General features: G+C 53.7%; 26 protein-coding genes. 3 read left to right on the forward strand and 23 right to left on the reverse strand.

Features of this window, described 5'->3' with window-relative positions; translation table 11 throughout:
• Positions 1-27 precede the first annotated feature (27 nt).
• From bamB to ndk, 8 genes are all read right to left on the reverse strand, one after another.
• Entirely contained in the window at positions 28-1,209 is a 1,182-nt protein-coding gene (gene bamB / locus AC6I8X_RS14720) for an outer membrane protein assembly factor BamB (RefSeq protein ID WP_299456093.1), read from the reverse strand.
• Positions 1,210-1,228: 19 nt separating this feature from the next.
• Complete coding sequence (locus tag AC6I8X_RS14725) at positions 1,229-1,846, reverse strand: YfgM family protein (protein WP_084876305.1); 618 nt, start codon at positions 1,844-1,846, stop codon at positions 1,229-1,231.
• Positions 1,847-1,885: 39 nt separating this feature from the next.
• Positions 1,886-3,160, reverse strand: a complete 1,275-nt coding sequence (hisS, locus tag AC6I8X_RS14730; protein WP_497840028.1) for a histidine--tRNA ligase — start codon at positions 3,158-3,160, stop codon at positions 1,886-1,888.
• 106 nt (positions 3,161-3,266) lie between these two features.
• On the reverse strand, positions 3,267-4,388 hold the full coding sequence (gene ispG / locus AC6I8X_RS14735; protein ID WP_084876307.1) for a flavodoxin-dependent (E)-4-hydroxy-3-methylbut-2-enyl-diphosphate synthase: 1,122 nt from the start codon (positions 4,386-4,388) through the stop codon (positions 3,267-3,269).
• A gap of 38 nt (positions 4,389-4,426) precedes the next feature.
• Positions 4,427-5,467 carry a cytoskeleton protein RodZ gene (gene rodZ / locus AC6I8X_RS14740; RefSeq protein ID WP_497840029.1) on the reverse strand — a complete coding sequence of 347 codons (1,041 nt, stop codon included), beginning with the start codon at positions 5,465-5,467 and terminating at the stop codon, positions 4,427-4,429.
• Complete coding sequence (gene pilW, locus AC6I8X_RS14745) at positions 5,457-6,191, reverse strand: type IV pilus biogenesis/stability protein PilW (RefSeq protein WP_497840030.1); 735 nt, start codon at positions 6,189-6,191, stop codon at positions 5,457-5,459. The genes rodZ and pilW overlap by 11 nt, the downstream gene beginning before the upstream one ends.
• A gap of 78 nt (positions 6,192-6,269) precedes the next feature.
• A complete protein-coding gene (rlmN, locus tag AC6I8X_RS14750; protein ID WP_084876310.1) occupies positions 6,270-7,439 on the reverse strand; it encodes a dual-specificity RNA methyltransferase RlmN in 1,170 nt (389 codons plus the stop codon).
• A 169-nt stretch (positions 7,440-7,608) separates the two neighbouring features.
• Entirely contained in the window at positions 7,609-8,040 is a 432-nt protein-coding gene (gene ndk / locus AC6I8X_RS14755; protein WP_007884899.1) for a nucleoside-diphosphate kinase, read from the reverse strand.
• Positions 8,041-8,307: 267 nt separating this feature from the next.
• On the opposite strand from ndk, the gene sseA reads away from it, so the two are divergent.
• Positions 8,308-9,150: a 3-mercaptopyruvate sulfurtransferase gene (gene sseA, locus AC6I8X_RS14760; RefSeq protein ID WP_313683587.1), complete on the forward strand. Its 843-nt coding sequence runs from the start codon at positions 8,308-8,310 to the stop codon at positions 9,148-9,150.
• A 65-nt stretch (positions 9,151-9,215) separates the two neighbouring features.
• Here the strand turns inward: sseA and sseB are convergent, their stop codons facing one another.
• From sseB to trmJ, 5 genes are all read right to left on the reverse strand, one after another.
• Positions 9,216-9,983 (reverse strand): enhanced serine sensitivity protein SseB, encoded by a 768-nt coding sequence (gene sseB, locus AC6I8X_RS14765; protein WP_084876312.1) that lies wholly within the window; start codon positions 9,981-9,983, stop codon positions 9,216-9,218.
• 52 nt (positions 9,984-10,035) lie between these two features.
• Positions 10,036-11,322, reverse strand: a complete 1,287-nt coding sequence (gene pepB / locus AC6I8X_RS14770) for an aminopeptidase PepB (protein WP_313683586.1) — start codon at positions 11,320-11,322, stop codon at positions 10,036-10,038.
• A gap of 69 nt (positions 11,323-11,391) precedes the next feature.
• Entirely contained in the window at positions 11,392-12,564 is a 1,173-nt protein-coding gene (locus tag AC6I8X_RS14775; protein ID WP_497840031.1) for an IscS subfamily cysteine desulfurase, read from the reverse strand.
• 89 nt (positions 12,565-12,653) lie between these two features.
• Positions 12,654-13,151 carry a Fe-S cluster assembly transcriptional regulator IscR gene (gene iscR / locus AC6I8X_RS14780; RefSeq protein ID WP_084876315.1) on the reverse strand — a complete coding sequence of 166 codons (498 nt, stop codon included), beginning with the start codon at positions 13,149-13,151 and terminating at the stop codon, positions 12,654-12,656.
• 133 nt (positions 13,152-13,284) lie between these two features.
• The gene (gene trmJ / locus AC6I8X_RS14785) at positions 13,285-14,028 is read right to left on the reverse strand and encodes a tRNA (cytosine(32)/uridine(32)-2'-O)-methyltransferase TrmJ (protein ID WP_313683584.1); all 744 of its coding nucleotides are present in this window, start codon (positions 14,026-14,028) and stop codon (positions 13,285-13,287) included.
• Between the two features lie 119 nt (positions 14,029-14,147).
• Here trmJ and suhB point away from each other — a divergent pair, with 119 nt between their 5' ends.
• A complete protein-coding gene (gene suhB, locus AC6I8X_RS14790) occupies positions 14,148-14,951 on the forward strand; it encodes an inositol-1-monophosphatase (protein ID WP_084876317.1) in 804 nt (267 codons plus the stop codon).
• Between the two features lie 35 nt (positions 14,952-14,986).
• Here suhB and AC6I8X_RS14795 read toward each other — a convergent pair whose 3' ends face one another.
• Both AC6I8X_RS14795 and AC6I8X_RS14800 read right to left on the reverse strand, forming a co-directional pair.
• Positions 14,987-15,967, reverse strand: a complete 981-nt coding sequence (locus AC6I8X_RS14795) for a nickel/cobalt transporter (RefSeq protein ID WP_299456071.1) — start codon at positions 15,965-15,967, stop codon at positions 14,987-14,989.
• Positions 15,958-16,584 carry a DUF1007 family protein gene (locus AC6I8X_RS14800; RefSeq protein WP_313683583.1) on the reverse strand — a complete coding sequence of 209 codons (627 nt, stop codon included), beginning with the start codon at positions 16,582-16,584 and terminating at the stop codon, positions 15,958-15,960. The genes AC6I8X_RS14795 and AC6I8X_RS14800 overlap by 10 nt, the downstream gene beginning before the upstream one ends.
• Before the next feature lie 157 nt (positions 16,585-16,741).
• Between AC6I8X_RS14800 and csiE the strand changes: the two genes are divergently transcribed.
• The gene (gene csiE, locus AC6I8X_RS14805) at positions 16,742-18,010 is read left to right on the forward strand and encodes a stationary phase inducible protein CsiE (protein ID WP_497840032.1); all 1,269 of its coding nucleotides are present in this window, start codon (positions 16,742-16,744) and stop codon (positions 18,008-18,010) included.
• On the opposite strand, the gene AC6I8X_RS14810 is transcribed toward csiE, so the two are convergent.
• From AC6I8X_RS14810 to AC6I8X_RS14845, 8 genes are all read right to left on the reverse strand, one after another.
• Positions 18,007-19,143 carry a 3-phenylpropionate MFS transporter gene (locus tag AC6I8X_RS14810; protein WP_497840033.1) on the reverse strand — a complete coding sequence of 379 codons (1,137 nt, stop codon included), beginning with the start codon at positions 19,141-19,143 and terminating at the stop codon, positions 18,007-18,009. The two genes, csiE and AC6I8X_RS14810, sit on opposite strands and share 4 nt — an antisense overlap.
• 284 nt (positions 19,144-19,427) lie before the next feature.
• Positions 19,428-20,018: a hypothetical protein gene (locus AC6I8X_RS14815; protein ID WP_497840034.1), complete on the reverse strand. Its 591-nt coding sequence runs from the start codon at positions 20,016-20,018 to the stop codon at positions 19,428-19,430.
• A 236-nt stretch (positions 20,019-20,254) separates the two neighbouring features.
• The gene (locus AC6I8X_RS14820; RefSeq protein ID WP_497840035.1) at positions 20,255-20,845 is read right to left on the reverse strand and encodes a hypothetical protein; all 591 of its coding nucleotides are present in this window, start codon (positions 20,843-20,845) and stop codon (positions 20,255-20,257) included.
• A gap of 258 nt (positions 20,846-21,103) precedes the next feature.
• The gene (locus AC6I8X_RS14825) at positions 21,104-21,829 is read right to left on the reverse strand and encodes a LuxR family transcriptional regulator (RefSeq protein ID WP_497840036.1); all 726 of its coding nucleotides are present in this window, start codon (positions 21,827-21,829) and stop codon (positions 21,104-21,106) included.
• 249 nt (positions 21,830-22,078) lie between these two features.
• Positions 22,079-22,843 (reverse strand): SDR family NAD(P)-dependent oxidoreductase, encoded by a 765-nt coding sequence (locus tag AC6I8X_RS14830; RefSeq protein ID WP_416411889.1) that lies wholly within the window; start codon positions 22,841-22,843, stop codon positions 22,079-22,081.
• Positions 22,843-23,895, reverse strand: coding sequence for a ketopantoate reductase family protein (locus AC6I8X_RS14835; RefSeq protein WP_497840037.1), 1,053 nt, complete (start codon positions 23,893-23,895; stop codon positions 22,843-22,845). Before AC6I8X_RS14835 ends, AC6I8X_RS14830 begins: the two co-directional genes overlap by 1 nt.
• Positions 23,896-23,930: 35 nt before the next feature.
• The gene (locus AC6I8X_RS14840; protein ID WP_313683576.1) at positions 23,931-24,626 is read right to left on the reverse strand and encodes a creatininase family protein; all 696 of its coding nucleotides are present in this window, start codon (positions 24,624-24,626) and stop codon (positions 23,931-23,933) included.
• Positions 24,613-25,608, reverse strand: a complete 996-nt coding sequence (locus tag AC6I8X_RS14845) for a GntR family transcriptional regulator (protein ID WP_313683575.1) — start codon at positions 25,606-25,608, stop codon at positions 24,613-24,615. The genes AC6I8X_RS14840 and AC6I8X_RS14845 overlap by 14 nt, the downstream gene beginning before the upstream one ends.
• Positions 25,609-25,711: the final 103 nt, after the last annotated feature.

A 25,711-nucleotide genomic window follows, 5' to 3' on the forward strand; every position in this document is an offset into this window, starting at 1 on the left:
GTCGCAACCTACAGCCAGGCTTCGCCCTTAACGGGTAATGGCGTAAACCTCACCGTCTTTCGACTGAATCAGCAGCTTGTCACCCGCCACCACCGGTTCGGTCTGGAAGCCGGAGCTGTCGAGTTTCTGCTGTGCCACAAAGCGGCCGTCCAGCGTATTAATCCAGTGTACATAACCTTCACTGTCGCCCACCACCAGGTAGCCATTGAACAACACCGGTGAAGTCAGATTACGGTGCAACAGCTCGCTCTGACGCCAGATGGCTACGCCACCGTCGGCGTTCAGCGCATCGACACGGTCATTCTGATCCACCAGGTAGATACGACCCGCATCAACGATCAGATCTTTCACGCCGCCAATTTCGCGCTTCCACAGGATCTGACCAGAACGCAGATCCAGCGCTGTCAGGTTGCCGTTGTAAGCCAGCGCATAAACCACGCCATTGACGATAACCGGCGTGGTATCGACGTCGTTCAGACGGTCAATCTCAGTGGCACCGCTCGGCTGCGAAATACGCTGCTGCCAAATCAGCTGGCCCTGGTTCATGATCACCGCGCTGACGCGACCGTTGTCGCCGCCGACAATGGCACCACCAAAGGCAACCGCCGGAGCTGATTCACCGCGCAGTGACAACGCTGGCATATCGAGGTTGACGCTCCACTTGATCGCACCGCTCGCCTGATCCAGCCCCTGCAACTGACCGTTGCTGGTATGAATCAGTACCAGACCATCGCTGACGACCGGACGTGATAACGCCTCACCCGCCACTTTGGTCTGCCAGGCAATGCTGCCATCGCTGGTGTTCAGTGCAAACACCTGACCGCGCTCACTGCCGATGTAGAGACGGTCACCGTTTACGGTAACGCCACCCGACAGCAGTGCTGAAATATTTTTCGAGAAGAAGCCGGTCTTCTCAGAGAGGTCCACTTTCCATTTTTCTTTGCCGTTGCTGGCATCGAGGGCTTTCACCACGCCAAAGCGGTCAGCAGCGTAGACAGTGCCATCCTGCCAGGCCGGATGCAGGTTGGAGTAGAAGTCGCCGACGCCATCACCCACGGAGGTGCTCCACGCAGTTTGCGGCGTAAACTGATTTTCTACTTTCGGCAGCGGGGCCATTTTCACTACATCTTCTTCGCCGCTGAACAGCGAGCAACCGCTGAGCAGAGTGACTGAAATCAGCCCTGGCAGCAGGTATTTACGTAATTCCATGTGCGCTCTCTTGACTGGCTTAACTTAAGTTATTCATCTTCATCTGCAGCATTTGCTTCAGGGCCGGAGAAGCTTGTGACTCCGCACCTTTGCTCCAGGCATCACGCGCGCCCTGCTTATCGCCTTTGCTCAGCAGTGCTTCGCCACGAATGTCCGCTACGATAGCTGTCCAGCCATCACCCTTAACATTGTTGAGGGTAGAAAGTGCGGCATCGGCCTGATTTTGTTGCAGTTGAATGCGTGCCAGACGCAGGTTAATCACCGCCTGCAGGTTGGCATCTTTGGTATCTTTCAGCCCGCTCTGCAGCAGAGCGATAGCTTTGTCCAGCTGATTGGTTTCAACATACTGTTTAGCCAGATCCAGCGACGCCAGCGCACCATAGGTGTTGTTGTTTTCACTGGCAAAACTGGCAACGGCTTCCAGCGTTTGCGGCTTATCAGCCTGCATGGCGCTGGTCAGCTGCTGATACTGCGCTGAGGCGGCTTTGTCGGCACCGGCCTGATGGCTGGCCCAAAAACGCCAGCCGCCCAATGCTGCGATACCGATGACAACGCCTACCGCCAGTGCTTTGCCATTGTTGGCAAAAAAGCGGCGCAGCACATCAACCTGTTCGTTTTCGTTGCTGTAAACTTCCACGCAATCCCTCTCTTAAAAATGGCTGTTGCGATGCTACGCTTACGGCAACAACGTGCGCAACGTAGCACTGGCTTCACTCTGGGCCAGCGTCTGCTGATCGCCGGTACGCAGGTCTTTAATCACCACCTGGCCGGTTTTCACTTCATCTTCGCCCAGCACCAGCGCAATGCGCGCGCCCCACTTGTCTGCACGGGCAAACTGCTTCTTGAAGTTACCACCACCGAAGTTAGTCATCAGCTTCAGCTGTGGGTCAGCATCACGCAGTTTTTCCGCCAGTTGCATCGCGGCGGACTGCACGCCCTGCCCCGAAGCGATAACATAGACATCAACAATGCGCGTCGGTTCAAATTCCGGGTTAACTGCCTGCACCAGCAGCACCAGACGTTCCATACCCATGGCAAAACCGACAGCTGGCGTCGGACGTCCACCCAGTTGTTCAACCAGACCATCATAACGGCCACCACCGCACACGGTGCCCTGAGAGCCGAGCGCACTGGTCACCCACTCAAACACGGTACGGTTGTAATAGTCGAGACCACGCACCAGACGTTGGTTAATGGTGTAGCTGATACCGGCATCGTCCAGCAGAGCACACAAGCCGCTGAAGTGCGCGCGGGAATCTTCATCAAGGAAGTCACCCAGCGTCGGCGCATCATTCAGCAGCTTTTGAATATCCGGGTTTTTGCTATCGAGTACGCGTAGCGGGTTGGTGTACATACGGCGTTTGCAGTCTTCGTCCAGCACCTCTTTATGCTGTTCGAGGAAAGCCACCAGGGCGTCACGGTAGTTAGCACGCGCGTCGAGTGAACCAATCGAGTTCAGTTCCAGCTGGACATGCTCGGCAATACCCAGCGCTTTCCACCAGCGCGCGGTCATCATGATCAGTTCAGCGTCAACATCCGGCCCCTGCAGGCCGAAGACTTCCGCACCCATCTGATGGAACTGGCGATAACGGCCTTTCTGCGGACGTTCGTAGCGGAACATTGGCCCCATGTACCACAGGCGCTGCTCCTGGTTGTAGAGCAAACCGTGTTCGATACCGGCGCGCACGCAGCCTGCTGTCCCTTCCGGACGCAGCGTCAGGCTTTCGCCATTGCGATCCTCAAAGGTATACATCTCTTTTTCAACCACGTCGGTGACTTCACCAATCGCGCGGCTGAACAGCGGGGTCTGCTCAACGATCGGCAGGCGGATTTCACTGTAACCATAGCTGGCCAGCACCTGCTTGAGCGTGCCTTCGATACGTTGCCAGATCGCGGTATCCGCCGGCAGGTAATCGTTCATCCCGCGAATCGCTTGAATATTCTTCGCCACGTTAAAATCTCTTAAGACAAAAAAACCTGTCCGGCATCATACCTTATGAGGATGAAACCGCACAGGTTCAATCACAAACTGGCACGCGGCAGACGCGCACCTTCCCTTATTTTTCCAGCTGCTGCACGTTAATGCGGCGGCTTTCATCCAGCATTGATGCCTTAGCACGGATACGCGCTTCCAGCTGGTCGATCATGTCCTGGTTATCGAGACGGTCACGCTGGCGCACGCCATCTTCGTAGAAACCACTTTTCTTGTTACCGCCGGTGACGCCCAGCGTCGATACCGTGGCTTCGCCAGGACCGTTGACCACGCAGCCAATGATCGAGACATCCATCGGCGTGATGATGTCTTCGAGGCGTTCTTCCAGTGCGTTTACCGTGCCAATCACGTCAAATTCCTGACGTGAACAGGTTGGGCAGGCGATAAAGTTGATACCACGGGAACGGATGCGCAGGGATTTGAGGATGTCATAACCCACTTTGACCTCCTCCACCGGATCGGCGGCCAGCGAGATACGCAGCGTATCGCCAATCCCCTCTGACAGCAGCAAGCCTAAACCAATGGCGGATTTCACTGCACCCGCGCGCGCGCCACCCGCCTCGGTGATGCCGAGATGCAGAGGCTGATCAATGGCTTTCGCCAGCAGACGATAGGATTCAACCGCAAGGAAAACATCGGAGGCTTTAACACTGACTTTGAACTGATCAAAGTTGAGGCGATCGAGGTGATCCACATGGCGCATGGCGGATTCGAGCAGCGCCTGCGGCGTTGGCTCACCGTACTTTTCCTGCAGATCTTTTTCCAGCGAACCGGCATTCACCCCGATACGGATCGGAATATTGTAGTGACGCGCGCAATCCACCACCTGACGGATACGCTCGTTATTGCCGATGTTGCCTGGGTTGATTCGCAGACAATCTACGCCATATTCGGCGACTTTCAGCGCGATGCGATAGTCAAAGTGAATATCCGCTACCAGCGGCACATTAACCTGCTGCTTAATCAGTTTGAAAGCTTCAGCCGCGTCCATGGTCGGCACTGAGACACGGACGATATCAACGCCGACGCGCTCCAGCGCTTTGATCTGATTGACCGTGGCGGCAACATCCGTGGTGCGGGTGTTGGTCATCGACTGAACGGCAATAGGCGCACCATCGCCGACTGGCACCTTGCCGACGTAAATCCGCGTTGATTTGCGACGGATAATGGGTGCTTCGTTATGCATATTCTCTCTCCACAATTGCCCGGCAAGCGCGATGCGCGTTATTGCGCACCGACTGTCAGACGGGCAACCTGGTTATTACGGATAAAACGGCTTAAATCAACGGGCTGATTCTGATATTGCACCTGGACAGCGGCTGGCGCACCAATTTTCAGACGATACGGAGCCTGACCAGACAGACTCAGCTTACCGCCGCTACGTTGCAGCCCGCTGAACAGCTTTTTACCGCTGGCGTCGGTGACTTCCAGCCAGCAATCCGCATTGAAGTTCATCACCAGCGCATTAGGATCGGCTGACGTCTGGCTGACGCCTGCGCTACCGGTCGGCAACTGACCCGCAACGCTATTCGCCGGGGCAGGAGACGTCGCCGGAGGTGGCGTGCTATCAACCGGTGCCTGGCTTGGCGCGACCACGGCATTGTCGCTGCTCTGCGCAGCGGGTGCACTGCTGGCCGCAGCAGGCGCATTGCTGCTAGCGGCAGGGGCGCTGGTGTTGTTATTCGGGGTAGCTACCGCTCCGGCACCGTTATCGATCGGCGTGCCTGCGGCGTTGGTGTCGGCATCAGTGGGTGCGTCGTTGCTGCTGTTATCACCCAACGGAATCGACTGACTGTTGTCACCGCTGTTGCTGCCGTTTTGGTCAGCCATCGACACCAAATCTTCCTGTGAGGCTTTATGATTCTGCCACCACCAGGCACCGGTCAGACCGATCACCACGAAGATCACCAGCCAGGTGAAAATCATCAGCCAGCCATCACGTTTCTTGCGTCGTTTACCCAACGAGAAGCTCTGCATAGGCTCGATTTTGGCCGCACGAACCGGTGCCTGTTTTGCCATCATCGGCAACAGGTCATCTTCCGGTACATGAACCAGACGAGCATAGGAGCGAATATAACCGCGCAGGAAAGTCGAAGCTAAATCAGCAGGCGATTTGTCCTCTTCAATGTCGCGTACGGTTGAAAGTTTCAGGCACAGGCGTTCAGCGACGTTTTGCTGGGTCAGCCCCATCTGCTCACGGGCCAGACGCAGGCGTTCACCTGTGGAATGTACTGCAGATTTCTCTTGAGTGGCTTCAGTATTCATTAGCTAAATAACGCTGGTACTGTATCGATTGTGGAAAACTTCGCGCCAACCGGTCGCCATAACGTGTAACGTCAGCAGCGTTTCCCTGTTGCGCGGCGAAACGTATCTGTAACCCTAAGCTGTCGGCACTGGCGGGCAGCTTATGGTGGTAAATCTCTAAGAGCAGTGAAACCTTGTCCCACGCTTGCTGTTCAGATTGCCTTTCCGCTTCCGTCAGCAGTTGATTGCCCAACTGCGGTGCGGCATCCAGTGCGTGAGTTAATTGCTTCCGTGCAGCGGCATAATCGCCAGCCTGCAGGTAACAATAGCCCGAAAACAACAATGCATCCTGACGCGCATCGGGGTCCTGCGCATCAGCTGCCAGCTTAAACTGTTGATGCGATTCGTCATACTGCCTCAAACCGCAGAGAAACGCACCGTAATTGTTAGCCACATAACCATTGGCCGGAGCCAGTTGTTGCGCACGCTGGTAGTACCAACGTGTTTGCGCGATATTCTGCTGCGCCTGAGCCACGCGCGCAAGCGCCAGCGGTACCCGATAATCTTGCGGCGCAGCCTGTTGTGCTCGCAGCAAATTGCGCTGCGCTGCCGAAAAATCTTTCACCGCCAGATAGTGTAATCCCAGCTGCAGGCGGATATCCGCAGCCCCCTGACGCGTGGGTTCACTGACACACCCGGTTACAACAAAGCCTGCCAGCAATACTGCCGGTAATCCCTTACTCATCGTCCATTCTCCCTGAATCATTCAGGCGGGAGAGACTGACACGAGTTGCGCCCGGTGAACATCACCAGGCGCTGACTTTCAGAGCGCCTTCACAGAGATGGCTTCACCGGCCATCTTTTTACGCATCGTACGCTTGGTACGGTCGATTACATCACCCGCCAGCTGACCACAGGCGGCATCGATATCATCACCACGGGTTTTACGCACGATGGTGGTGAAACCGTATTCCATCAATACCTTAGAGAAGCGATCGACACGGCTGTTCGAGCTCCGGCCATAAGGCGCACCGGGGAAGGGGTTCCACGGAATCAGGTTGATTTTACACGGCGTATCTTTCAGTAGCTCGGCCAGTTGATGAGCATCATCCGTGCTGTCATTAACATGATCCAGCATCACGTACTCAATCGTGACGCGTCCCTGGTTGGCATTGGATTTCTCCAGGTAACGTTTCACCGCACCGAGGAAGGTTTCGATGTTGTATTTCTTGTTAATCGGCACGATATCGTCACGCAGCGTGTCGTTTGGGGCATGCAGCGAGATAGCCAGTGCAACGTCAATCATATCGCCCAGTTTATCGAGTGCCGGAACCACGCCGGAGGTCGAAAGCGTGACGCGACGCTTAGACAGACCAAAACCGAAGTCATCCAGCATGATTTCCATGGCCGGAACTACGTTGTTGAGGTTAAGCAACGGCTCACCCATGCCCATCATCACCACGTTGGTGATCGGACGCTGCCCCGTCACTTTGGCCGCACCGATAATTTTCGCCGCGCGCCACACCTGGCCGATGATTTCCGAAACGCGCAGGTTACGGTTAAAACCCTGCTGCGCCGTCGAACAGAATTTGCATTCCAGCGCACATCCTACCTGCGAAGACACGCACAGTGTGGCGCGGTCATCTTCCGGGATATACACAGTTTCGACCAATTGGTCGCCGACGCGAATCGCCCATTTGATGGTGCCATCACTGGAACGTTTCTCTTCCGCCACTTCCGGCGCGCGAATCTCCGTGAGCTGCATCAACTTGCCACGCAGCACTTTGTTAATGTCGGTCATCTGCTCGAAATCATCGCAGCAGTAATGATACATCCACTTCATCACCTGATCGGCGCGGAAGGGCTTTTCACCGAGCGAAACAAAGAATTCGCGCATCTGCTGGCGGTTAAGATCCAGCAGGTTAATTTTTTCGTTTTTTGGGGAAACAACCACGGGGGAAGCGGACGACGGCGTCACAATCTGTTCGGACATAATGTTCTCTGGCCTCGTTGTTACACGTTATGGCTCTGGTTAAGAATAGGAAAAAAACTGCGCCCTTGCTGAGTGAGCTCAACAAGGGCGCATAATTGTACTACATCTGCGGCATGATGCCAGGGGGAACGGTTTACGCCAGGTTAAAAGGTGTAAACCTTTCGTCACCTTAGCGAGTGCGCGGGCAGACTTCGTTCTCAGCGAAGAAGTAAGCGATTTCACGGGCAGCTGATTCTGCAGAATCAGAACCGTGGGTCGCGTTCTCAGTGAAGCTGTCAGCGTAGTCAGCACGCAGAGTACCAGCCAGCGCGTTGTCCGGGTTGGTTGCACCCATCAGATCACGGTGACGCTGAACGGCGTTTTCGCCTTCCAGAACAGAAACCACAACCGGACCAGAGGTCATGAATTCAACCAGACCATCAAAGAACGGACGGCCTTTGTGCTCAGCGTAGAAGCCTTCAGCCTGCTCTTTGGTCAGGTGCAGCATTTTTGCGCCAACGATTTTGAAGCCCGCGCTTTCAAAACGGTTGTAGATAGCACCAATCACGTTCTTAGCGACGGCGTTTGGTTTAACGATTGAGAAAGTACGTTCGATTGCCATGTTGACCTCTGTTTTTACGGCATAGCCATTCTGAAGAAACCGGGAACCTGCCCGGTAAGAAAACGGGGCGATTATAGGGACATCGCCGGGCGTTGCCTATTGCCGATCGTAGGAATTATTGAAAATAATTGATTTCTGTCGGGGCAGACCGTTTAAAAATGTGCCATATCCTGATGACCATCTTCAACTTTCGCCTTATCAGCCCTTGAGATAGCCTGCACATTACCGGACACTGAAGGCTTTCCTGATTGATGAGAAGAGGTTGCTATGACAGCTCCCCTGTTTGTATCCGCTGACTGGTTAAATGAACATTACACCGAGGAAACCCTGCAGGTGCTGGATGCCCGTATGCTGCCACCTGGCCAGGAAGCCGTGCGTGATATCCAGGCCGAGTATCTGGCAGGCCATCTGCCTGATGCCCCCTTCTTTAATATTGAAGCCCTTTCCGATCACACCAGCCCCTACCCGCATATGATGCCGCGTGCCGAAGCCTTTGCCGTCGCGATGCGCGAGCTGGGTGTCAGCCAGGATAAGCACCTGGTGGTCTACGACGAGGGTAATCTGTTCTCCGCGCCCCGGGCATGGTGGATGCTGCGGGCTTTTGGCTGCCTTAATGTGTCGATTCTGGCGGGAGGCCTGGCGGGCTGGAAAGCGGCGGGCTTTACCATTGCCAATGGTCCGGTTTCGCTGGCGGAAGGGGAATTTGACGCGAAGTACGACGCCAGCCAGGTGAAACGTCTGACCGATGTACTGCTGGTAAGTCATGAAGGGGGAGCGCAGATTGTCGATGCCCGTGCGGCCAATCGTTTTAACGCTGAAGTGGATGAACCGCGCCCCGGCCTGCTTCGTGGGCATATCCCCAATAGCCTCAACGTGCCGTGGAATAATCTGGTGGTTAACGGCGCACTCAAGCCTGCGGCTGAACTGCGCAGCGAGTTTGATAAAGCGGGCGTGAAACTGGATCAACCGGTGATTGCCAGCTGCGGTTCAGGGGTGACGGCGGTGGTGGTGATTCTGGCGCTGACGTCGCTCGGCGTGCGGAATGTCGCCTTGTATGACGGCTCCTGGGGCGAATGGGGCAGCCGCGACGACCTCCCTATCGAGAAGTAATAACCGTCGCAGCGGCGCGCAAGGGACAGCGCGATAAATCGCGCCGCTACGATTCAGTGCAGTTTTTAGATAATCCGCTGACTGCCTTTGAAATCGCGCAGGAAACTGCCCCAGCGACGTTCATAAAAAGGCGTGATATGGGCGGTAAAGAAATGGCTCACGCCATGCTCGCCGCTCACCACTTCACAGAGATCAATCGGTGCATCATCCGTCAGCGTATCGGTCGCCACGCTGCCTGCCGCCTGAATAATCTGTTCAATATCGCTATCCGCTTCAATGCCAATCAGCAGGTTCGGTGCATCGCCCGCCTGTTCACGAATGCTGGCAATATACGCGCGGCGTACCTGTTTATATTTAGCGAACAACTGCGTCAGCGAGTCGATCATCTGCGCAGGTGGTTCAGCGACCTCAGACAGCAGCAAAGCATGGCCGCCTTCCAGCACCGTTTGCTGGCTAAGTGCACTACCCTCTTCGCCCAGCAGATGAGCAATCTCACCGGCTGAAAACTCTTTCCCTACCGGCAGCTTCGGGTTGAGAAACAGAGTTTCGCCCAGCGTCATTTCGAACAACGTCCGCGCGGGCAAGCGCAGGTAAGCCTGTTCATCCTTGATCGCTTCACTCATCGCCTGTTCAGACGTGAAAAACGGAATGACGCTACCGCCCTCTTCCTTTTCCCAGTGCTGCAAATCAATCGGTGTGGTGGCATCGAACTGCTGCGCGCTACTTTCACCCGGCACCCAGACATCAGCTTCCAGCAACAGCTGAAAAAATTCCGGACGGTGCGCAGGCTCAGTGGCCGCCAGCTTCAGCACCTCTTCAAGACGGTTACTCATGGTTTGGTTTTTCCAAAAAAAGACGGCAGGTTTACGCCTGCCGTCATCAGGATTATTTCAGCAACAGATTCGCGATGGTACGCACACCGAGGCCGGTTGCGCCAGCTGACCACTGTTCCACCGCGCTTTTGCGATAGGTTGCTGAGCAGTCGATATGCAGCCAGCCCTGCTGATATTTGCTGACAAAATGCGACAGGAACGCCGCAGCACTGCTGGCACCGGCGGAGTGTGCCGGGCTGGCGATATTGTTCAGATCGGCAAAGTTTGACGGCAGATGGCTGCGATGGAATTCCGCCAGCGGCAGACGCCAGAACGCTTCGTTTTCACCGGCGGCACTGCCCAGCAGCGACTGAGCCAGCACATCATCAAAAGTGAACAGCGCATGGTAATCATTGCCGAGCGCGGTTTTCGCCGCTCCGGTCAGTGTCGCCGCATCAATCAGCAACTCAGGATTTTGTGCGCTGGCGTCGATCAGGCCATCGGCCAGTACCAGACGTCCTTCCGCATCGGTGTTCATCACTTCAACAGTTTTGCCATTACGGTAACGGATGATGTCGCCCAGACGGAAGGCATTGCCGCTGACCATGTTGTCGGCACAGCACAGATACAACTTCACGCGTTTGTTCAGCCCACGGGAAATGGCCAGCGCCAGTGCACCAGTGACGGTGGCGGCACCGCCCATGTCGGATTTCATGGAATCCATAAAGCTGCTCTGCTTCAGGCTGTAACCACCGGTATCAAAGGTGATGCCTTTGCCCACCAGGCAGGCATAAACCGGGGTATTTTCATCACCGCCTGGATTGTAATCCAGTGCCAGCAGCACCGGCGGGCGGGTTGAACCACGGCCCACGGTATGGATACCCAGGTAGCCCTGCTCGCGCAGATCTTCACCTTTGGTAATGCGGTAGCTTACGGCATTGCCACCCACATCAGAGATCAGGTCAATCGCGCCATGTGCCAGCTGTTCCGGGCTGAGGTCTTCTGCCGGTAAATTGATGATGTCGCGCACCCAGTCAACAATCTTCAGGCGGCGATCAAATTCGCTCTGCTCATGCTCGCTCAGCGCGGGCCATTCCACCTGACGCGTGCCTTTCGGACCACGGTAGCCCTGCCAGAATGCCCAGCATTTTTCCAGATCCCAGCCTTCGCCGCTTAAGGCGACATGGCGAATGCCCTGGCCATCGAGTTTGCGCGCTGCGCGCTGAATGCTCAGCAGCACATCAGTGCCGGTGAGGTGAAGGGTCATGCCACTGTCATTGCTGCTCAGCAACGCTTTTTCACCCCAGCGCGCATCGGCGGCCTGGGAGCTGAGCGTAATTGTCATTGGTTGTGTTGTCATCGCGTGGCTCCGTATGCGTGAGTTATCACCTTCCGCCAGACCAGCGGAATGATGCTGTTTAACAGAAAGTTAGCGGGTATTGGCCGCAGGCATTAACGCCCGCAGACGGGTTACCGCTTTGTTGACCAGCTCAATGGCGTAATCAATTTCCTCTTCGGTGGTAAAGCGTCCGAGCGAAAAACGCAGCGAGCTGTGCGCCAGCTCCTGCTCAACGCCCATGGCGCGCAGCACATAAGAGGGTTCGAGGCTGGCCGAGGTACAGGCAGAACCGGACGACAGCGCCAGATCTTTCAGCGCCATAATCAGCGATTCACCTTCAACGTGGGCAAAACTGATATTGAGAATATTGGGTGCGCCCTGCTCCAGGGAACCATTCAGCGTCACATCGCTAAGTGCGCTGATGCCCTGCCACAAACGCTGGCGTAACCCCGCAAGGCGTGCAACTTCCGTGCCCATCTCTTCCCGCGCGATACGATAGGCCTCGCCCATGCCAACAATCTGATGTACCGGCAAGGTACCAGATCGCATGCCGCGCTCGTGACCACCGCCATGCATTTGCGCATCAATCAGCAGACGCGGTTTACGGCGCACCCAGAGCGCGCCGATACCTTTCGGACCGTAAATTTTGTGCGCGGAGAAAGACATCAAATCCACCGGCAGCGTGCTGACATCAATCGGCAGTTTGCCGACGCTTTGCGTCGCATCAACGTGAAACAGAATATCGTGCTCACGGCACAAGGCACCGAGTGCAGCGATATCCTGAATCACACCGGTTTCGTTGTTGACGTGCATCAGCGAGACCAGAACGGTGTCAGCACGCAACGCCGCAGCCAGCATCTCAGGCGTAACGATGCCATCATGACCGGGTTGCAGATAGGTGACCTCAAAGCCTTCACGCTCCAGCTGATGGCAGCTGTCGAGCACCGCTTTATGTTCGGTCTGACTGGTGATGATATGTTTGCCGCGCGCCTGATGCGACAGGGCAGCGCCTTTGATCGCAAGGTTGTCAGCTTCAGTGGCACCGGAGGTAAAAACGATTTCACGCGGATCGGCATTAACCAGCTCGGCAACCTGGTTACGAGCGACATCGACAGCTTCTTCTGCCTGCCAGCCAAAACGGTGAGAACGGGAAGCGGGGTTACCGAACGTGCCATCCAGGGTGAGGAACTGCATCATTCTGGTGGCAACACGCGGATCCGCTGGCGTGGTGGCCGCGTAATCCAGGTAGATCGGTAATTTCATTGCGCTAAAGCTCCGTATAAAAAATCATACGACTTTATAGCATGATTCGGCCCTCCCTGCGTTAGCAGGAAAGGCCGAAGGAGGCAGGATCAGGCACGCAGATTAACGTTGATGGTTTCCTGCACGCGGTGATTCTGGAAGCGACGATTGTCGATAGCATTCTGACGATCGGCCACATCAAGAATTTCCTGATTGTTAACCAGTTCCGCCAGCGTGATATTGTTGAGGAATTCGCTGATGCGTTCACTCAGGTCACGCCACAGAACGTGAGTCAGGCAACGTTCACCACCCTGACAACCTTCTTTACCCTGGCATTTGGTGGCATCAACGGATTCGTCAACCGCGGTAATCACCGCGCCAACGGCAATCGCGCCAGCATCTTTACCTAACAGATAACCGCCGCCCGGACCACGCACGCTGGCAACCAGACCATGCTTACGCAGACGCGAGAATAACTGCTCCAGATAGGACAACGAAATGCCCTGACGCTCAGAAATATCAGCCAGCGGCACCGGCCCCTCGTGCGAGTGCAGGGCAACGTCCAGCATAGCGGTAACGGCATAACGTCCTTTGGATGTCAGTCTCATAGCATACAACCTCGTAAGCGTCCGTCGGTTATCGGCGGGTATCTGATGAATGGCCGCTAGTCTGACATTCCTGAGTAAATTGGTCAACTATTTAACCGAGTAATTTGCTCAACTATTTAACTGAGCAATTTACTCAACTATTACCCTCACTACCTTTACGTTTTTCGAACGACGCCAGCATACCGCGCAGAATATTCAGCTCATCACGCTCCGGGCGTGCACGGGTATATAGACGACGCAGCTTGCTCATCACCTGGCCGGGATTGCCTTCACGGATAAAGCCGCTGTTCAGCATCATCTGTTCCATGTGCTGGTAGAAGCGTTCCAGATCATCCACCAGCGGATACGGGGATTCTTCAAACTGCGGCTTCGGTGTGGCCTTCTCTTGCTCTGCCAGCCAGGCCATGCGCACTTCATACGCGATGATCTGCACCGCCATCGCCAGGTTCAGCGAGCTGTATTCCGGGTTGGCCTGAATCGCCACGTGATAATGACACTTTTGCAACTCTTCATTAGTCAGGCCAACGCGCTCGCGACCAAACACCAGCGCGACCGGTGCCTGCTGGCCCTCTTCCACGCTTTTGATGCCGCATTCGCGCGAATCCAGCATCGGCCACGGCAGCGAACGCGAGCGTGCGCTGGTGCCAACCACCAGGCTACAACCTGCGATGGCCTCATCCAGCGTATCGACAATTTGCGCATTACCAATCACGTCGCTGGCACCCGCAGCCAGTGAGATCGCCTGAGAATCAGGCTTCACCAGCGGGTTGACCAGGTAAAGGTTACTCAGGCCCATGGTTTTCATGGCGCGGGCCACCGAGCCCATGTTGCCGGTGTGGGAGGTTTCAACCAGTACAATTCGGATATTTTGCAGCATAATAGGAGCAGGTAAGAAAATGATGGCGCGATCCTAACATAAAAGCAGGACATTTACCGAATGCGCTGCTATACTCCGCGCCGTTTTCCCTGTTCTTTAACATCCAGCGAGAGATACCGATGCATCCGATGCTCAACATCGCCGTGCGCGCTGCGCGCAAGGCCGGAAATTTAATTGCAAAAAATTATGAAACCCCGGACGCTGTCGAAGCCAGCCAGAAAGGCAGCAACGATTTCGTCACCAATGTTGACCGCGACGCAGAACGTCTGATTGTCGAAGTGATTCGCAAGTCATACCCGCAACACACCATCATCACCGAAGAAAGCGGTGAACTGGCGGGCGACGATCAGGACATTCAATGGGTAATCGATCCGCTGGATGGCACCACTAACTTTATCAAACGCCTCCCCCACTTCTCAGTTTCTATCGCTGTGCGCATCAAAGGCCGCACCGAAGTCGCTGTGGTTTACGATCCAATGCGCAACGAATTGTTCACTGCCGTACGTGGTCAGGGCGCACAGCTGAACGGTTACCGCCTGCGCGGCAGCACCGCTCGCGATCTGGATGGCACCATTCTGGCGACGGGTTTCCCGTTCAAACTGAAACAGCATGCCCAGACCTACATCAATCTGGTGGGTAAACTGTTCACCCAGTGCGCTGACTTCCGTCGTACCGGTTCTGCCGCACTGGACCTGGCTTACGTAGCCGCAGGCCGTGTTGATGGCTACTTCGAAATTGGTCTGAAGCCGTGGGATTTCGCTGCCGGTGAACTGCTGGTACGTGAAGCGGGCGGTCTGGTGACTGACTTTACTGGCGGTCATGGCTACCTGATGTCCGGTAATATCGTGGCCGGTAACCCGCGCGTCGTTAAAGCACTGCTTTCCAACATGCGTGAAGAACTGAGCGAAGCGCTGAAGCGTTAATCTCTGGTCGCGGCGCAATGTATCGCGCCGCGACATTAAAACGGCCGCAGGCCACTGCTCATCATTGGCTGTGCGCTTTGCCACAGCACCGCACCCGCCATCAGCAAAATCACGCTGCCAAACAATGCCAGCATCGGCATCAGGACTTTCGCCTGTCTCCCTGCCGGACTGGCGCTGCCGAGTTTTTCCGCCAGTTTACGCGAACGCTGCACCAGCAACCCCATCGCCGAGACGGTGACTGCGGTACCCATCGCCATCGCAACAGCCGATGCCACACCCCAGGCATAAACGTTAATCACTTTGGCAAATAACAGCATCATGATGGCACCGGAACAGGGACGTAAACCCATCGAGAACACCACCAATGCCTGTGTTTTGCCGCTCACCGCCTGCTCCATCTGCGCGGGAGAAGGCAGATGCGCATGGCCGCACCCACAATGTTCATCATGCTGATGATGTGGCCGGATGGCATGAATCTGCATACGGGGCGCAGGCTTTAACGCTGCCCACAGCGAGCGTAGCGCACGCCAGCCAACCCACACGCCCAGCGCCATCACCAGCAGATAACTGCCCTTCTCCAGCCAGTAGCTGCCGAGATGCAGCTCACGCGAGGATGTCTGTAGCACTACCAGCATCACCGTCACCAGCCCGATGGCCACGCCCCCCTGCAACAGCGCTGCCAGTAACGTCAGCTTCATACTGGTTTTTAAGCGTGCCGGATGAGTCGCCAGAAAAGTGCTGATCACCACTTTACCGTGTCCCGGACCCAGCGCGTGCAACACGCCGTAGGCGAGGCTGAATAACATCAGGGTAAAACCGGCCTGATGTGGCTGTTCAGCCACCTGCTGTAGCAGTTGCGTCATTTCGCGGTTCAGCACTTTTTGCCAGATGACACTTTGCAGCAAAATCTGCGGCCAGAATTGCCACAGCAATCCCCCTGCCAGCAGCAAAACCAGCGCCAGCAGCCACAATGGCCATAAATGACGTGAACGGGAAGGCAGTGAAATTAATGACATGTCAGTGTCACCGTCTGCGCGAATTGCTGCCCGAGATCCATATCCTCGGGTGGAGCATCGGCTTTATCGAGCGACAGCGCATACTGTTTCAGCGAGTCGTCAGGTTTTGGCGTATGCAGATCCAGCTGGCAGCGCGATTTCAGCGCATCCGGCATGGTCAGCGCCTGGACGTTGTCATAGTACATATCAACGAAATAGCTCGGGTCGAAGGTGAGGATGCGATACTGGCTCGCGCTCAGGGATTGTGGCTCCCCCAACGGCAGAATGAACTCCAGCACCGCTTTGTTACCGTTGCGCGATAGCTGATATTCCTTCGGCAGATTGAGGAATTTCACCCGTTTTTTTCCCTGCCACACTTCGGTGAAATAGTGTTGCCCCAGCACATTAGCCATCACCTGCGCCGCAAGTTTTTTCCACACCACGCTACCCGGCTCGGCTTTACCAGCATCATATAGCAGATCAGCGGAGGTGATTTCGTCCATCGTCCAGACCATTTTTAATCCGGTCAGATGATCATTTTCGGTGACCAACTCAGTTTTCATATCAATAAAGCTATGTGGATGTGACCAGGCTACGCCACTAAACAGCAGCATCAGGGTAAAAAGCGCGATTTTCATAATGTTATAAAGTAACAATTAAAAGGTGCAGATTCCAGTGGTCCAGAAAAACTGTGACCCGCTTTGAAGCTCTGAGTAAAAGTCACGACAAAGTGCAGGGTTACCGTGTGGAGTTGACTATTCTTAGCTCAAAAATGACCTGCTGGAATGACCATTGATGAGTTCTGCGTCCTCTTCTGCACCACTCTTCAGCCGTTCCCAACGTCGTTGCCATCTGTTACTGCTGCTATTTCTGCCCGCTCCCGCGCTGACGCTTGAAAAGCTCTGCCAGTTAAATGGCGTGGACCCTGTTGTCGCCCGACAGGATATCGCGGATGTCAGTGACGAGATACAGCGTTATCATCAACTGGAGCTACACCAGATGGTTGATGGCAGCTTTCGCGTACATGGAACGGAACTGGACAGGCGCTTATGCCTGCTTCATTGGCTGCGACGCGCATTGCGCCTGTCGCAGGATTTTGTTTGTGAACACTTTGCCCCGGTGCTGCGCCAACGCCTGAAAGTGCTGAAGATTGAAAAAGCGTTGTGGGATGAGACCAATTTGCAGGCGCTGATTCAGCATTGCAGCCTGCGGCTTAATCGCAACTTCAGTCAGCGCGATCGGCTGTTTCTGCAAATCTTTATGAAGTATGCCCTGTGCCAGCGCCAGAACGCGTTGTTTAACCCTGCGCAGCGCGCCTGGCTGGCGGAGAAGGCGGAGCGGGAAGCTGCGGACGATGTGATTCATCACTGGCAAAAACGTTGCCATCTGGTGCCGGATGCCAGCGAGGCCGATTTCTGGACACTGCTGTTTAGCCTGATCCACGCACCGGACGGCACCCAGCTGCAGCACCCGCAGGCGCAAATCCTGATGCAGGCAATTGAAGCGCTGATCAGCCGTTTTGAACAGCTGGCACAGACACGTATCAATTATCCGGAAGAGTTAAAACAACAGCTTTTTACCCATCTGGCGCAGGCGCTGGACCGCAGCCATTTTGCCATCGGTATTGATAACAGCGTGGCGCTGGATGTCGCACGGCTCTATCCACGCCTGCTGCGTACCACTGAACAGGCGCTGGATGACTTCGCGCAGCAATTTGCTACCCGTTTCAGCGCCGAAGAGGTTAGCCTGGTGGCAGTGTTGTTCGGTGCCTGGCTGATGCAGGAGAACGCATTACAGGAGAAGCAGGTCCTGATGCTGACTGGCGAAGATGCCAGCCTCGAACAATTGCTGGAGCAGCACATTCGCGAACTGACGCTGCTGCCAATCAACATTACTTATCAGGACATGCAGCAGTTTCAGCAGCACGGCGCACCGCGTGATATCGCGCTGGTGATCTCTCCGTATGCGACCTCGTTGCCGCTGTTTTCACCAACCTTAATTCATGCGGAGCTGCCACTGAGCGAGTACCAGCAGCGCCGCATCCGTCAGTTGCTGGAGTCTTAAGCCGCGCGTGGACGCAAAAACAGCGCCGGCAGTGCTACCAGCGCCATCACCCAGAACAGATGTCCCTGCAGGTGAGTAAACAGCACGCCACAAATCATGGTCATCACCGCGATGCCGCCGCCCATCGCCAGCGCCGAGTAAAGCGATTGCAGGCGGATGACTTCGGCACCTTTACGTGCGGCGATAAAACGCATCGCCGCCAGATGGCAGACAGTAAAACTGCCACAATGCAGAATCTGCGCCACGATCAACAGTGGCAGTGCGGTGCTGGAACCGAGTAGCGTCCAGCGTACCAGCGCGCAAACGCAGGACAGCAGCAGCAGGTCGCGCGCGGTCCAGCGGCGGAACAGGCGATTGCTGAGCGCGAAGACCACAATTTCTGCCACCACCCCCAGTGACCAGAGATAGCCGACGATGGCGGCGGAATAGCCTGCCTCCTGCCACCAGATGGCGCTGAAACTGTAATAAGCCGCGTGCGCTCCCTGCATCAGGGTGACACATAACATAAAACGCCAGACGGCATTTTCCCGCAGTAAATCACGCCAGGCAGACCAGCCACCGCTTGCACCGTGGCGGGCATCCCCCTGTGGACGGGTGTGCGGCGGCAGCATCATACCAGCCAGCATCGACAGCACGCCGACAGATAACAGCAGCAGAATCGCCTGCGATGAGAAGGCGCTGACCAGCATCCCCGTCAGCGCGGAGCTGATGACAAACGCCAGTGAACCCCATAAGCGTACCGGGCCATAGGCAAGGCCGATCTGTTGTGTCCAGGTGGCGGCCAGCGCATCGCTTAACGGCACCAGCGGAGAAAAGAACAGGTTAAAACCGATCATCACCAGCAGCAGCCACAGCCACTGGCCGCCGAACCAGAAACCCAGCGCAAACAGGCAGGTCATCAGCGCCAGCAGGCGCAGCGCCCGAATCAGATGGGAAGGTGTTTTGACCTGCGAGGCAATGAGCAAACTGCCGACAAAACGCGCCACCATGCCGCAACCGATCATCAGACCGATTTTCTCTGCATCCAGCCCAATGCCTTTAAGCCACACGCTCCAGAATGGTAGATAGATGCCATAACAGAAAAAATAGGTGAAGTAGCTGAGACCCAGCCACTTTGCCGATCCGAGGGTCATATTGGCTCCGCAGGGTAATCGATACCGATCTAATAATTTTGTGCGGTACTTTGTCAGAGCATTTGGGGAAAGGGAATAGAAAAATGATGATGTTGACGAATATCAATTCAATCGAGCATCAGCATAATACCTGGTTGCCAAGTGTCAAGGTTGATGAATATTGGTATATGTGAGAGAGGTAAGGCACGGGCCTCTATCCAGGTACAGAGTATCTCCTGATTTACGTAACAAGAGATACCCATATTCATTTTCCCATGAACTAATTTCAATACTCCACGGGAAGTTTATTGAGGCTCACGCCATACCGGGAAGAGTTCAGGCAAACCCTCAATGCGCAGAGGAGGACCTGCATCTCGGTAACCCCAACGTCTAAGCAGAGTTCGTGTGCTAGACCTTGTACACTCAGCGTAACAAGGAAGATGCTCTTTATCGAGTATGGTATTCAGAGCGCTGAATAAATCCTTCACTACGTTTCCACCACGAGACGAACGTTGCACTGCAAGAAGAGGGATATAGTAATGTGGAGAAGATCGCGGGCGATAGTGCCCCAGTCCATCAGTGTATCTGGCCACTGCCGTATAATTTGAACCACATACTATACGTAACTTATTATCGATAATAGCAAGTTCTTCATCAGTCATTTCCAGTATTTCAGGTCTGAAATAAACCAAGGCACCAGCATTATTTTCGGCGAGAAGCGTACCTCCGTATTCTCTTGAAAGTTCGACATCAATACGAAAAAAGCCTCGTAATACATCCACACGGTCTATCCGATCAGCGAATATAACCTTATGTATAGGATCGTTATTAAATTCTGCAGCCAGAAGGTTACAAACCCCATCCAAGTCAGAATACATGGCATATCGACATTTCATTATTAAACCCTTTTATATTCAACTGGAGCGTTTTGAAAATTCTCAAACATTACATTTAATATAAAAAAGATATATAAAGATAAAAAACTCATCGACAAGATAGGTTTTAAGCAGGCTGGCGATGCTGAAAACATCAATAAATGAATAAGATATTTCCTGATTAGAAAAATGGCAGATACCCATATTCATTTTCTAAACATGCCACCATGGGAAAATTATATCACTGCGCAAGTAGTTTATTGAGATTCGCGCCATACCGGAAAGAGTTCAGGAAATCCATCGATACGCAATGGAGGACCCGCATCAAGATATCCCCATCGTCTGAAGTTGGTACGAGTGCTAAACTTAGTACACTCGGCATAGCACGGAAATTTCTCTTTATCGGCCATAGCATGCAGTGCACTGAATAAATCTGTCACTACTCTTCCGCCACGAGACGAACGCCGAATAGCGATAAGAAGGATATAATAATGAGGCGGTGTTCGGGGATGGTAATGTTTAAGACCTTGCGTATACGCTGCTACTGTCGCAGAGTAAGAGCCACATACTTCACGTATTTGATTATCGATTGTGACCTGATCTTCATCACTCATCTCCATAACTTCAGGACGGAAATAAACCAAGACTCCCGCATCGTTTTCGGCAAACAACGTCCCTCCACGTTTACTGGCGAGATCAACATAAATTCGAAAATAATTACGCAAGATCCTGATACGCTCTTTCGGTTCAGTGAATAGAACCTCGTGCAATGGATCATTACTAAACTCCTCAGCCAGAAGGTCACACACCTTATCCAACTCTGAATCCTTAGCGTGCCTACATTTCATTTTTTAATTCCTTTTATTTCCCCCGAAGGGGGAATAATTGACATAATCAAACAATCACACTAATGAAAGGAAAGTACGAAGCGCTGACCATAAGTATAGTATACATAAAGTATCCTCAGTAAAGTTGATAAGCAACAACCTTATTTTCTTGTATTACACGCCACATCATTTCATTACTCCATACATCAATAGATTACACTCCCCCCTGATAAAACTCCCTTTCAAAAAATCTGAAAAATCTCATAAAAATATAATGATTCACTCTTTTCTAACTGGTGGAGAGGAAACGATATTGAGTTCAATTCCTAAGCTAATTGCATGTTTTGCATTTTTAACGCCCATTTTCCTGACAATATTCCTCATATGAAACTTTATCGTGCTGACGGAAACTTCCAGAATTACTGACACTTCAGGGTATGTTTTTCCTTTACTACACCAGTAAAGTATTTCTGTTTCACGGGAAGAGAGTGCATTTTTATCGATACCATATTCTTCCTTATAGACATCAAGCAGCATTTTATGGATATAAATCAACACCCCTTGAATTTCATCAGAATACTTTTTAAAGACATCATCAGCTTCATTTGTTAAAAACTTGTCAATGTAAAACAACAGCATTGCCAGGTTATTATTATGATCATGGAGAACAAAGGCATGCCCACGTATAATGTTATGATTTTTTATTTTTTCGAAAATCCTTTTCATTGTCCACATCGAATTTATCTTCAGATTTTCATCCCAAGAAAAAGGTGAAAACCCATTCAATGCATTGGCAATAACCGGATCGATGTTTTGATATTTATTCCCTAGATAATTGGCCTCTATCTCATCAGGAAAATCGCTAATAAATATCATTTCATCCATATTCTTCTTATTCATCACTGCATATATATAATTTACCTTTCCATATTTCTCCAACCGTTTTTCTAAACACTCTTTTATATACTTATTTTTTTCAGCATTTGAAAAAAAATCTTTACGCATTTTCAACACCCTCTACCGTAAATATTTAGGCTAATTTCAGATGTTAACCTATTAAACGTATAGCACTTGTTGCCAATCCCTCAAAACTAGACCAAGAGCAAAATACTATACCTCAGAACAGTACATCGAGAGAATGAGGAAATTTTCTGATTAGTTAGAAATTTCTTATAACAAATCTGGACACAAGATTAGCTGGAGTAAAATCTTTGAAAGGGAAGTAATCGAGGTGAAAAGGCATAGTAAGGCGGATTATCTGCCGCCATCAACGCTGAGGATTTGACCTGTTACCCAGTTCGCCCAATCCGAGGCGAAATACAACACCGCGTGGGCAATATCGTCTGCCACGCCCAGCCGCCGCAGGGCGATATTGTCGATCAACTGCTGCTGACCTTCACTGCCCAGCGCATCCCATTGCTTTTCCGTCGTCGGGTTGCTGCGAATAAAACCCGGCGCCACGTTGTTAACGGTGATGTTCCACGCACCCAATTCGTGGGCCAGCTGACGCGTCAGACCAATTTGCCCGGCTTTGGCGCTGGCATAAGCCTGAATACCGGTCAGGCTGACATCCAGTCCGGCGCGGCTGGAAATATTAATGATGCGGCCAAAACGGCGGGCTTTCATGCCGCTGACCGCCGCCTGCGACATCAAAAAGGCCGCATTCAGGTTGACTGCCACAATCGCCTGCCACTGGGCAAAGGTCACCGTTTCCAGCGGCTGCCCCACCTGACCGACGACACCGCCGGCATTGTTCACCAGTGTATCAACATCAATCTGCTGTGATGCGAGCGAGCTAAACAGCGCGCTAATTGCCTCGGGCGAGCTCAGGTCGAGCGCGAAAGCCAGCGCATCGTTGCCACACAACGCTGCCGTCTCTTCGACCTGCTCTTTCTGGATATCGCAGGCAATCACCCGCGCGCCACGCGCAGCAAAGGCCAGACAAATGGCGCGACCAAATCCGTGCGCGGCACCGGTCACCAATACCTGGCGTTGTGAAAAATCAAAAGGGTTTTGCATCAGGCGGTTCCCGTTTCGTTAATTTCCAGCAACGCCAGCGTCGCGAGACTCTGCGGCAGCTCGCCGCGCTCAATCCGATGAATGAGGTGTACCAGTTGCGTAGTGAGGGGCATCGGCAGATCAAATCCACGCCCAATATCAATAGCCGGAGCAATCTGCGCGTCAATTTCAGTCTGACGTTTCCGCACCGCCAAATCTCGCCAGATACCGGAGTGGGATTTGGCCGATCGCCGGTTGTGCGCCACCATATCCTCAAAGGATTGACGAGTGTGTTCAGGACTGGCATCAGGTAAAAACGCCGAAGGGTCAAAACCATCAAACCCTTCCAGTACGATATTCTGCGCATGCGCCACGCTGCCAATTTCCCGCGCCAGTGCCGTCAGCACCGGGCGAAACCGCGGCATCGCCAGCACATCGGCGATGCTGTCGTCGGACAGTGCAGTGGCAAACAGCAACGCGCCGTAAATCATTTTCGCCCACAGGAATCCCCAGATATTCGGGGTCAGGATCGCCGCAGCATCAAACTGCTGCAACAGCGAGTAGAGCGTTGCGGTACGCGGTCGCGTCACACCGTCTAACTCCCCTATCACCACCGCCCCGCGTCCACCGTGATGAATCACACCGGGTTCAAGGAAGTCTGCACCAAAGTTAAGGAAAGCGCCCACGGTGCGTTCGATGCCAATCTCGTCGGCGATAACCCGTTCGTTGAGACCATTTTGCATCGAGACCACGAAGCCGTCGGGTGCTAAATGCGGCACAATCTGGCGGATGGCCGCCGCAGTATGATGTGATTTCACCGCCAGCAGCACGCAGCGGAAACTGCCTTCAAGTTGTTCAGGGAGAAAAGCCTGCGCCTGCACCACTTTGTCGCCGAGGGGGCCGGTGATGCGCAAGCCGTGCTGGTTGATGGCCGTCACATGTTCCGCGACGTTATCGACAAAGATCACCGGCTGTCCGGCGTCGATAAATGAAGCGCCTATTGCGCCGCCAATCGCTCCCGCCCCCCAAATAACCAGCGGAGCAGGCGTTTGCGGCTGAGTGACAACTGACATCGGTTTTTCCTCCGGGAAAGTTGCGCCTCAGCACACTAAAGCGCGTCAATAATCTCGCGAATTTCCGCCAGCGCGGTTTGCCAAATCGCCAGCATTTCCTCATCGGCACGCTGATAATAGCCACCGTAGTTGCCATCACCGAGATAGGCTTTGGCGCGTATCGGGTCCATTTTGCGCAACGTCACCAGATCGACCAGCGGCTTCTGCTGCTCAGGCTGCGTCACCCCAGGCAAACGCGTCCACGGAAAATTTTCCATCCACGATGCATGCGAAGCGATCGGGTCGATGGACATGACTTTTGCCCAGGTTTTTGGCGCATTCCACCAGTTGTGTAATTGCACCGTCACCCCAGGGTTGTTCACCATCCATTCGCTGAAAATGTTTTGCGCCGGTGAGTTGCCGCCGTGACCATTGATAAACAGAATGCGCCGAAACCCCTGCCGCTTCAGGTTATTGAGGATGTCATTCAGCAGGCAGATATAGGTTTGCATGCTGAGGCTGATGGTACCGGGATAATCACTAAACGCGGGTGTCATGCCAAAAGGCATCACGGGAAAAACAGGAATGCCATAAGGCTCTGCGGCCTCGGTTGACACTCTTTCTGCCAGAATCGAATCCACTGACAGGCTTAACAGCGCATGCTGCTCGGTACTGCCGAGCGGCACAATCACCCTATCGTCAGTGGTCAGATAGTGTGCTAATTGCTGCCAGTTCATTTCACTGATCTTCATTACGGTCCCCGGTGTTGGACGCGTGTAAAATTTCCTGCTGCAGCAACGGGACAACAACCCGCTGGATTTCTCCTGCATCAGGTACGTGCCTGTATTCAAAAGAAGATTGTTTTTCTCCCAGCTGGGCGGTGAGTTCCTGAACGCCGGTGGCGTACACCAGGGCATCGGTCTCTTTTAATAATTCGCCAAGCCGGGGATCATCGCTATGAACCACCGTGACCTGAGTGACGTGTGGAGCAAAGCGCGCCACGCCATGCGTCATCAGCGCGGTAAATTCTGGAAAAATCGAGACCACCAGCGTGCGGGTCAGCGGTTCGAGCGAAGCCAGCGCGCGGCGCGTGGCTTCGGACGGAATAAAGCTGATGTTCAGCAACGGCTGCCCCGTAAATAGCTCGCTGACTTCACGCCGACGATGGGCAAAAGTCAGCAGTAAATCGGCGCTGGCCACTCGCTGGCGCAGAACCTCATCCTGTTTCAAATCGGTGAGGGTCGTCGCTTCTACCACTGCGATGTCGCCCAGCGTTTCCGCGATGCACTGTGCGTAATCACGCGCCGCATCAATAAAATTGCCAATGAAAAAGACAGTTTTCTTCTTGAGCTGACGCTGCTTTTCGCCATAACGGCTGCTGACCAACGCCCCGAGATCGGCGGCACCCAATCCCATCAACATGCCGCAATTGATAAAGGCATCCAGGTGCTGATGCAACTCATTGACATCATGCTCTGAAGACCCGAGCAACAGCGATGCATCGGCGATAAAGGTTCCGGCACCTGGCTTGCTGTACACCAGCTCCGCCGCCCTTAATTCGCGATAGACCTGCGCCACCGTCATCGGCGCGACACCAACCAAATCGGCCATTTCGCGCACCGAAGGCAGCTGCTCGCCGGGCTTTAACGCACCAAAGGTGATGGCGTATTCAATGATGCCGCGTAACTGCGCCCCCAGCGGGATCGAAGATTCTCGGTCGAGGTGGAATTCCATTACCTACCCTGAAAGTGTACTGGTCTGTTAATACAATTATTCTGTTTTTTGCATCAACGCAAGTCGTTAACGCAAAAAATAATCATAAAATAACTTTTTGTTA

It is taken from the genome of Pantoea sp. X-Soil-TKNS-1280, assembly GCF_059730475.1.

Coding starts and splice junctions, on each gene's coding strand:
- csiE (WP_497840032.1), top strand. CDS start 16,742: ATGAGTTCTGCGTCCTCTTCTGCACCACTCTTCAGCCGTTCCCAACGT.
- sseB (WP_084876312.1), bottom strand. CDS start 9,983: ATGAGTAACCGTCTTGAAGAGGTGCTGAAGCTGGCGGCCACTGAGCCT.
- AC6I8X_RS14775 (WP_497840031.1), bottom strand. CDS start 12,564: ATGAAATTACCGATCTACCTGGATTACGCGGCCACCACGCCAGCGGAT.
- AC6I8X_RS14810 (WP_497840033.1), bottom strand. CDS start 19,143: ATGACCCTCGGATCGGCAAAGTGGCTGGGTCTCAGCTACTTCACCTAT.
- pepB (WP_313683586.1), bottom strand. CDS start 11,322: ATGACAACACAACCAATGACAATTACGCTCAGCTCCCAGGCCGCCGAT.
- ispG (WP_084876307.1), bottom strand. CDS start 4,388: ATGCATAACGAAGCACCCATTATCCGTCGCAAATCAACGCGGATTTAC.
- bamB (WP_299456093.1), bottom strand. CDS start 1,209: ATGGAATTACGTAAATACCTGCTGCCAGGGCTGATTTCAGTCACTCTG.
- iscR (WP_084876315.1), bottom strand. CDS start 13,151: ATGAGACTGACATCCAAAGGACGTTATGCCGTTACCGCTATGCTGGAC.
- AC6I8X_RS14840 (WP_313683576.1), bottom strand. CDS start 24,626: ATGAAGATCAGTGAAATGAACTGGCAGCAATTAGCACACTATCTGACC.
- AC6I8X_RS14800 (WP_313683583.1), bottom strand. CDS start 16,584: ATGAAAATCGCGCTTTTTACCCTGATGCTGCTGTTTAGTGGCGTAGCC.
- AC6I8X_RS14845 (WP_313683575.1), bottom strand. CDS start 25,608: ATGGAATTCCACCTCGACCGAGAATCTTCGATCCCGCTGGGGGCGCAG.
- sseA (WP_313683587.1), top strand. CDS start 8,308: ATGACAGCTCCCCTGTTTGTATCCGCTGACTGGTTAAATGAACATTAC.
- pilW (WP_497840030.1), bottom strand. CDS start 6,191: ATGAGTAAGGGATTACCGGCAGTATTGCTGGCAGGCTTTGTTGTAACC.
- AC6I8X_RS14820 (WP_497840035.1), bottom strand. CDS start 20,845: ATGAAATGTAGGCACGCTAAGGATTCAGAGTTGGATAAGGTGTGTGAC.
- AC6I8X_RS14835 (WP_497840037.1), bottom strand. CDS start 23,895: ATGTCAGTTGTCACTCAGCCGCAAACGCCTGCTCCGCTGGTTATTTGG.
- suhB (WP_084876317.1), top strand. CDS start 14,148: ATGCATCCGATGCTCAACATCGCCGTGCGCGCTGCGCGCAAGGCCGGA.
- AC6I8X_RS14815 (WP_497840034.1), bottom strand. CDS start 20,018: ATGAAATGTCGATATGCCATGTATTCTGACTTGGATGGGGTTTGTAAC.
- rodZ (WP_497840029.1), bottom strand. CDS start 5,467: ATGAATACTGAAGCCACTCAAGAGAAATCTGCAGTACATTCCACAGGT.
- AC6I8X_RS14825 (WP_497840036.1), bottom strand. CDS start 21,829: ATGCGTAAAGATTTTTTTTCAAATGCTGAAAAAAATAAGTATATAAAA.
- rlmN (WP_084876310.1), bottom strand. CDS start 7,439: ATGTCCGAACAGATTGTGACGCCGTCGTCCGCTTCCCCCGTGGTTGTT.
- trmJ (WP_313683584.1), bottom strand. CDS start 14,028: ATGCTGCAAAATATCCGAATTGTACTGGTTGAAACCTCCCACACCGGC.
- AC6I8X_RS14830 (WP_416411889.1), bottom strand. CDS start 22,843: ATGCAAAACCCTTTTGATTTTTCACAACGCCAGGTATTGGTGACCGGT.
- ndk (WP_007884899.1), bottom strand. CDS start 8,040: ATGGCAATCGAACGTACTTTCTCAATCGTTAAACCAAACGCCGTCGCT.
- AC6I8X_RS14795 (WP_299456071.1), bottom strand. CDS start 15,967: ATGTCATTAATTTCACTGCCTTCCCGTTCACGTCATTTATGGCCATTG.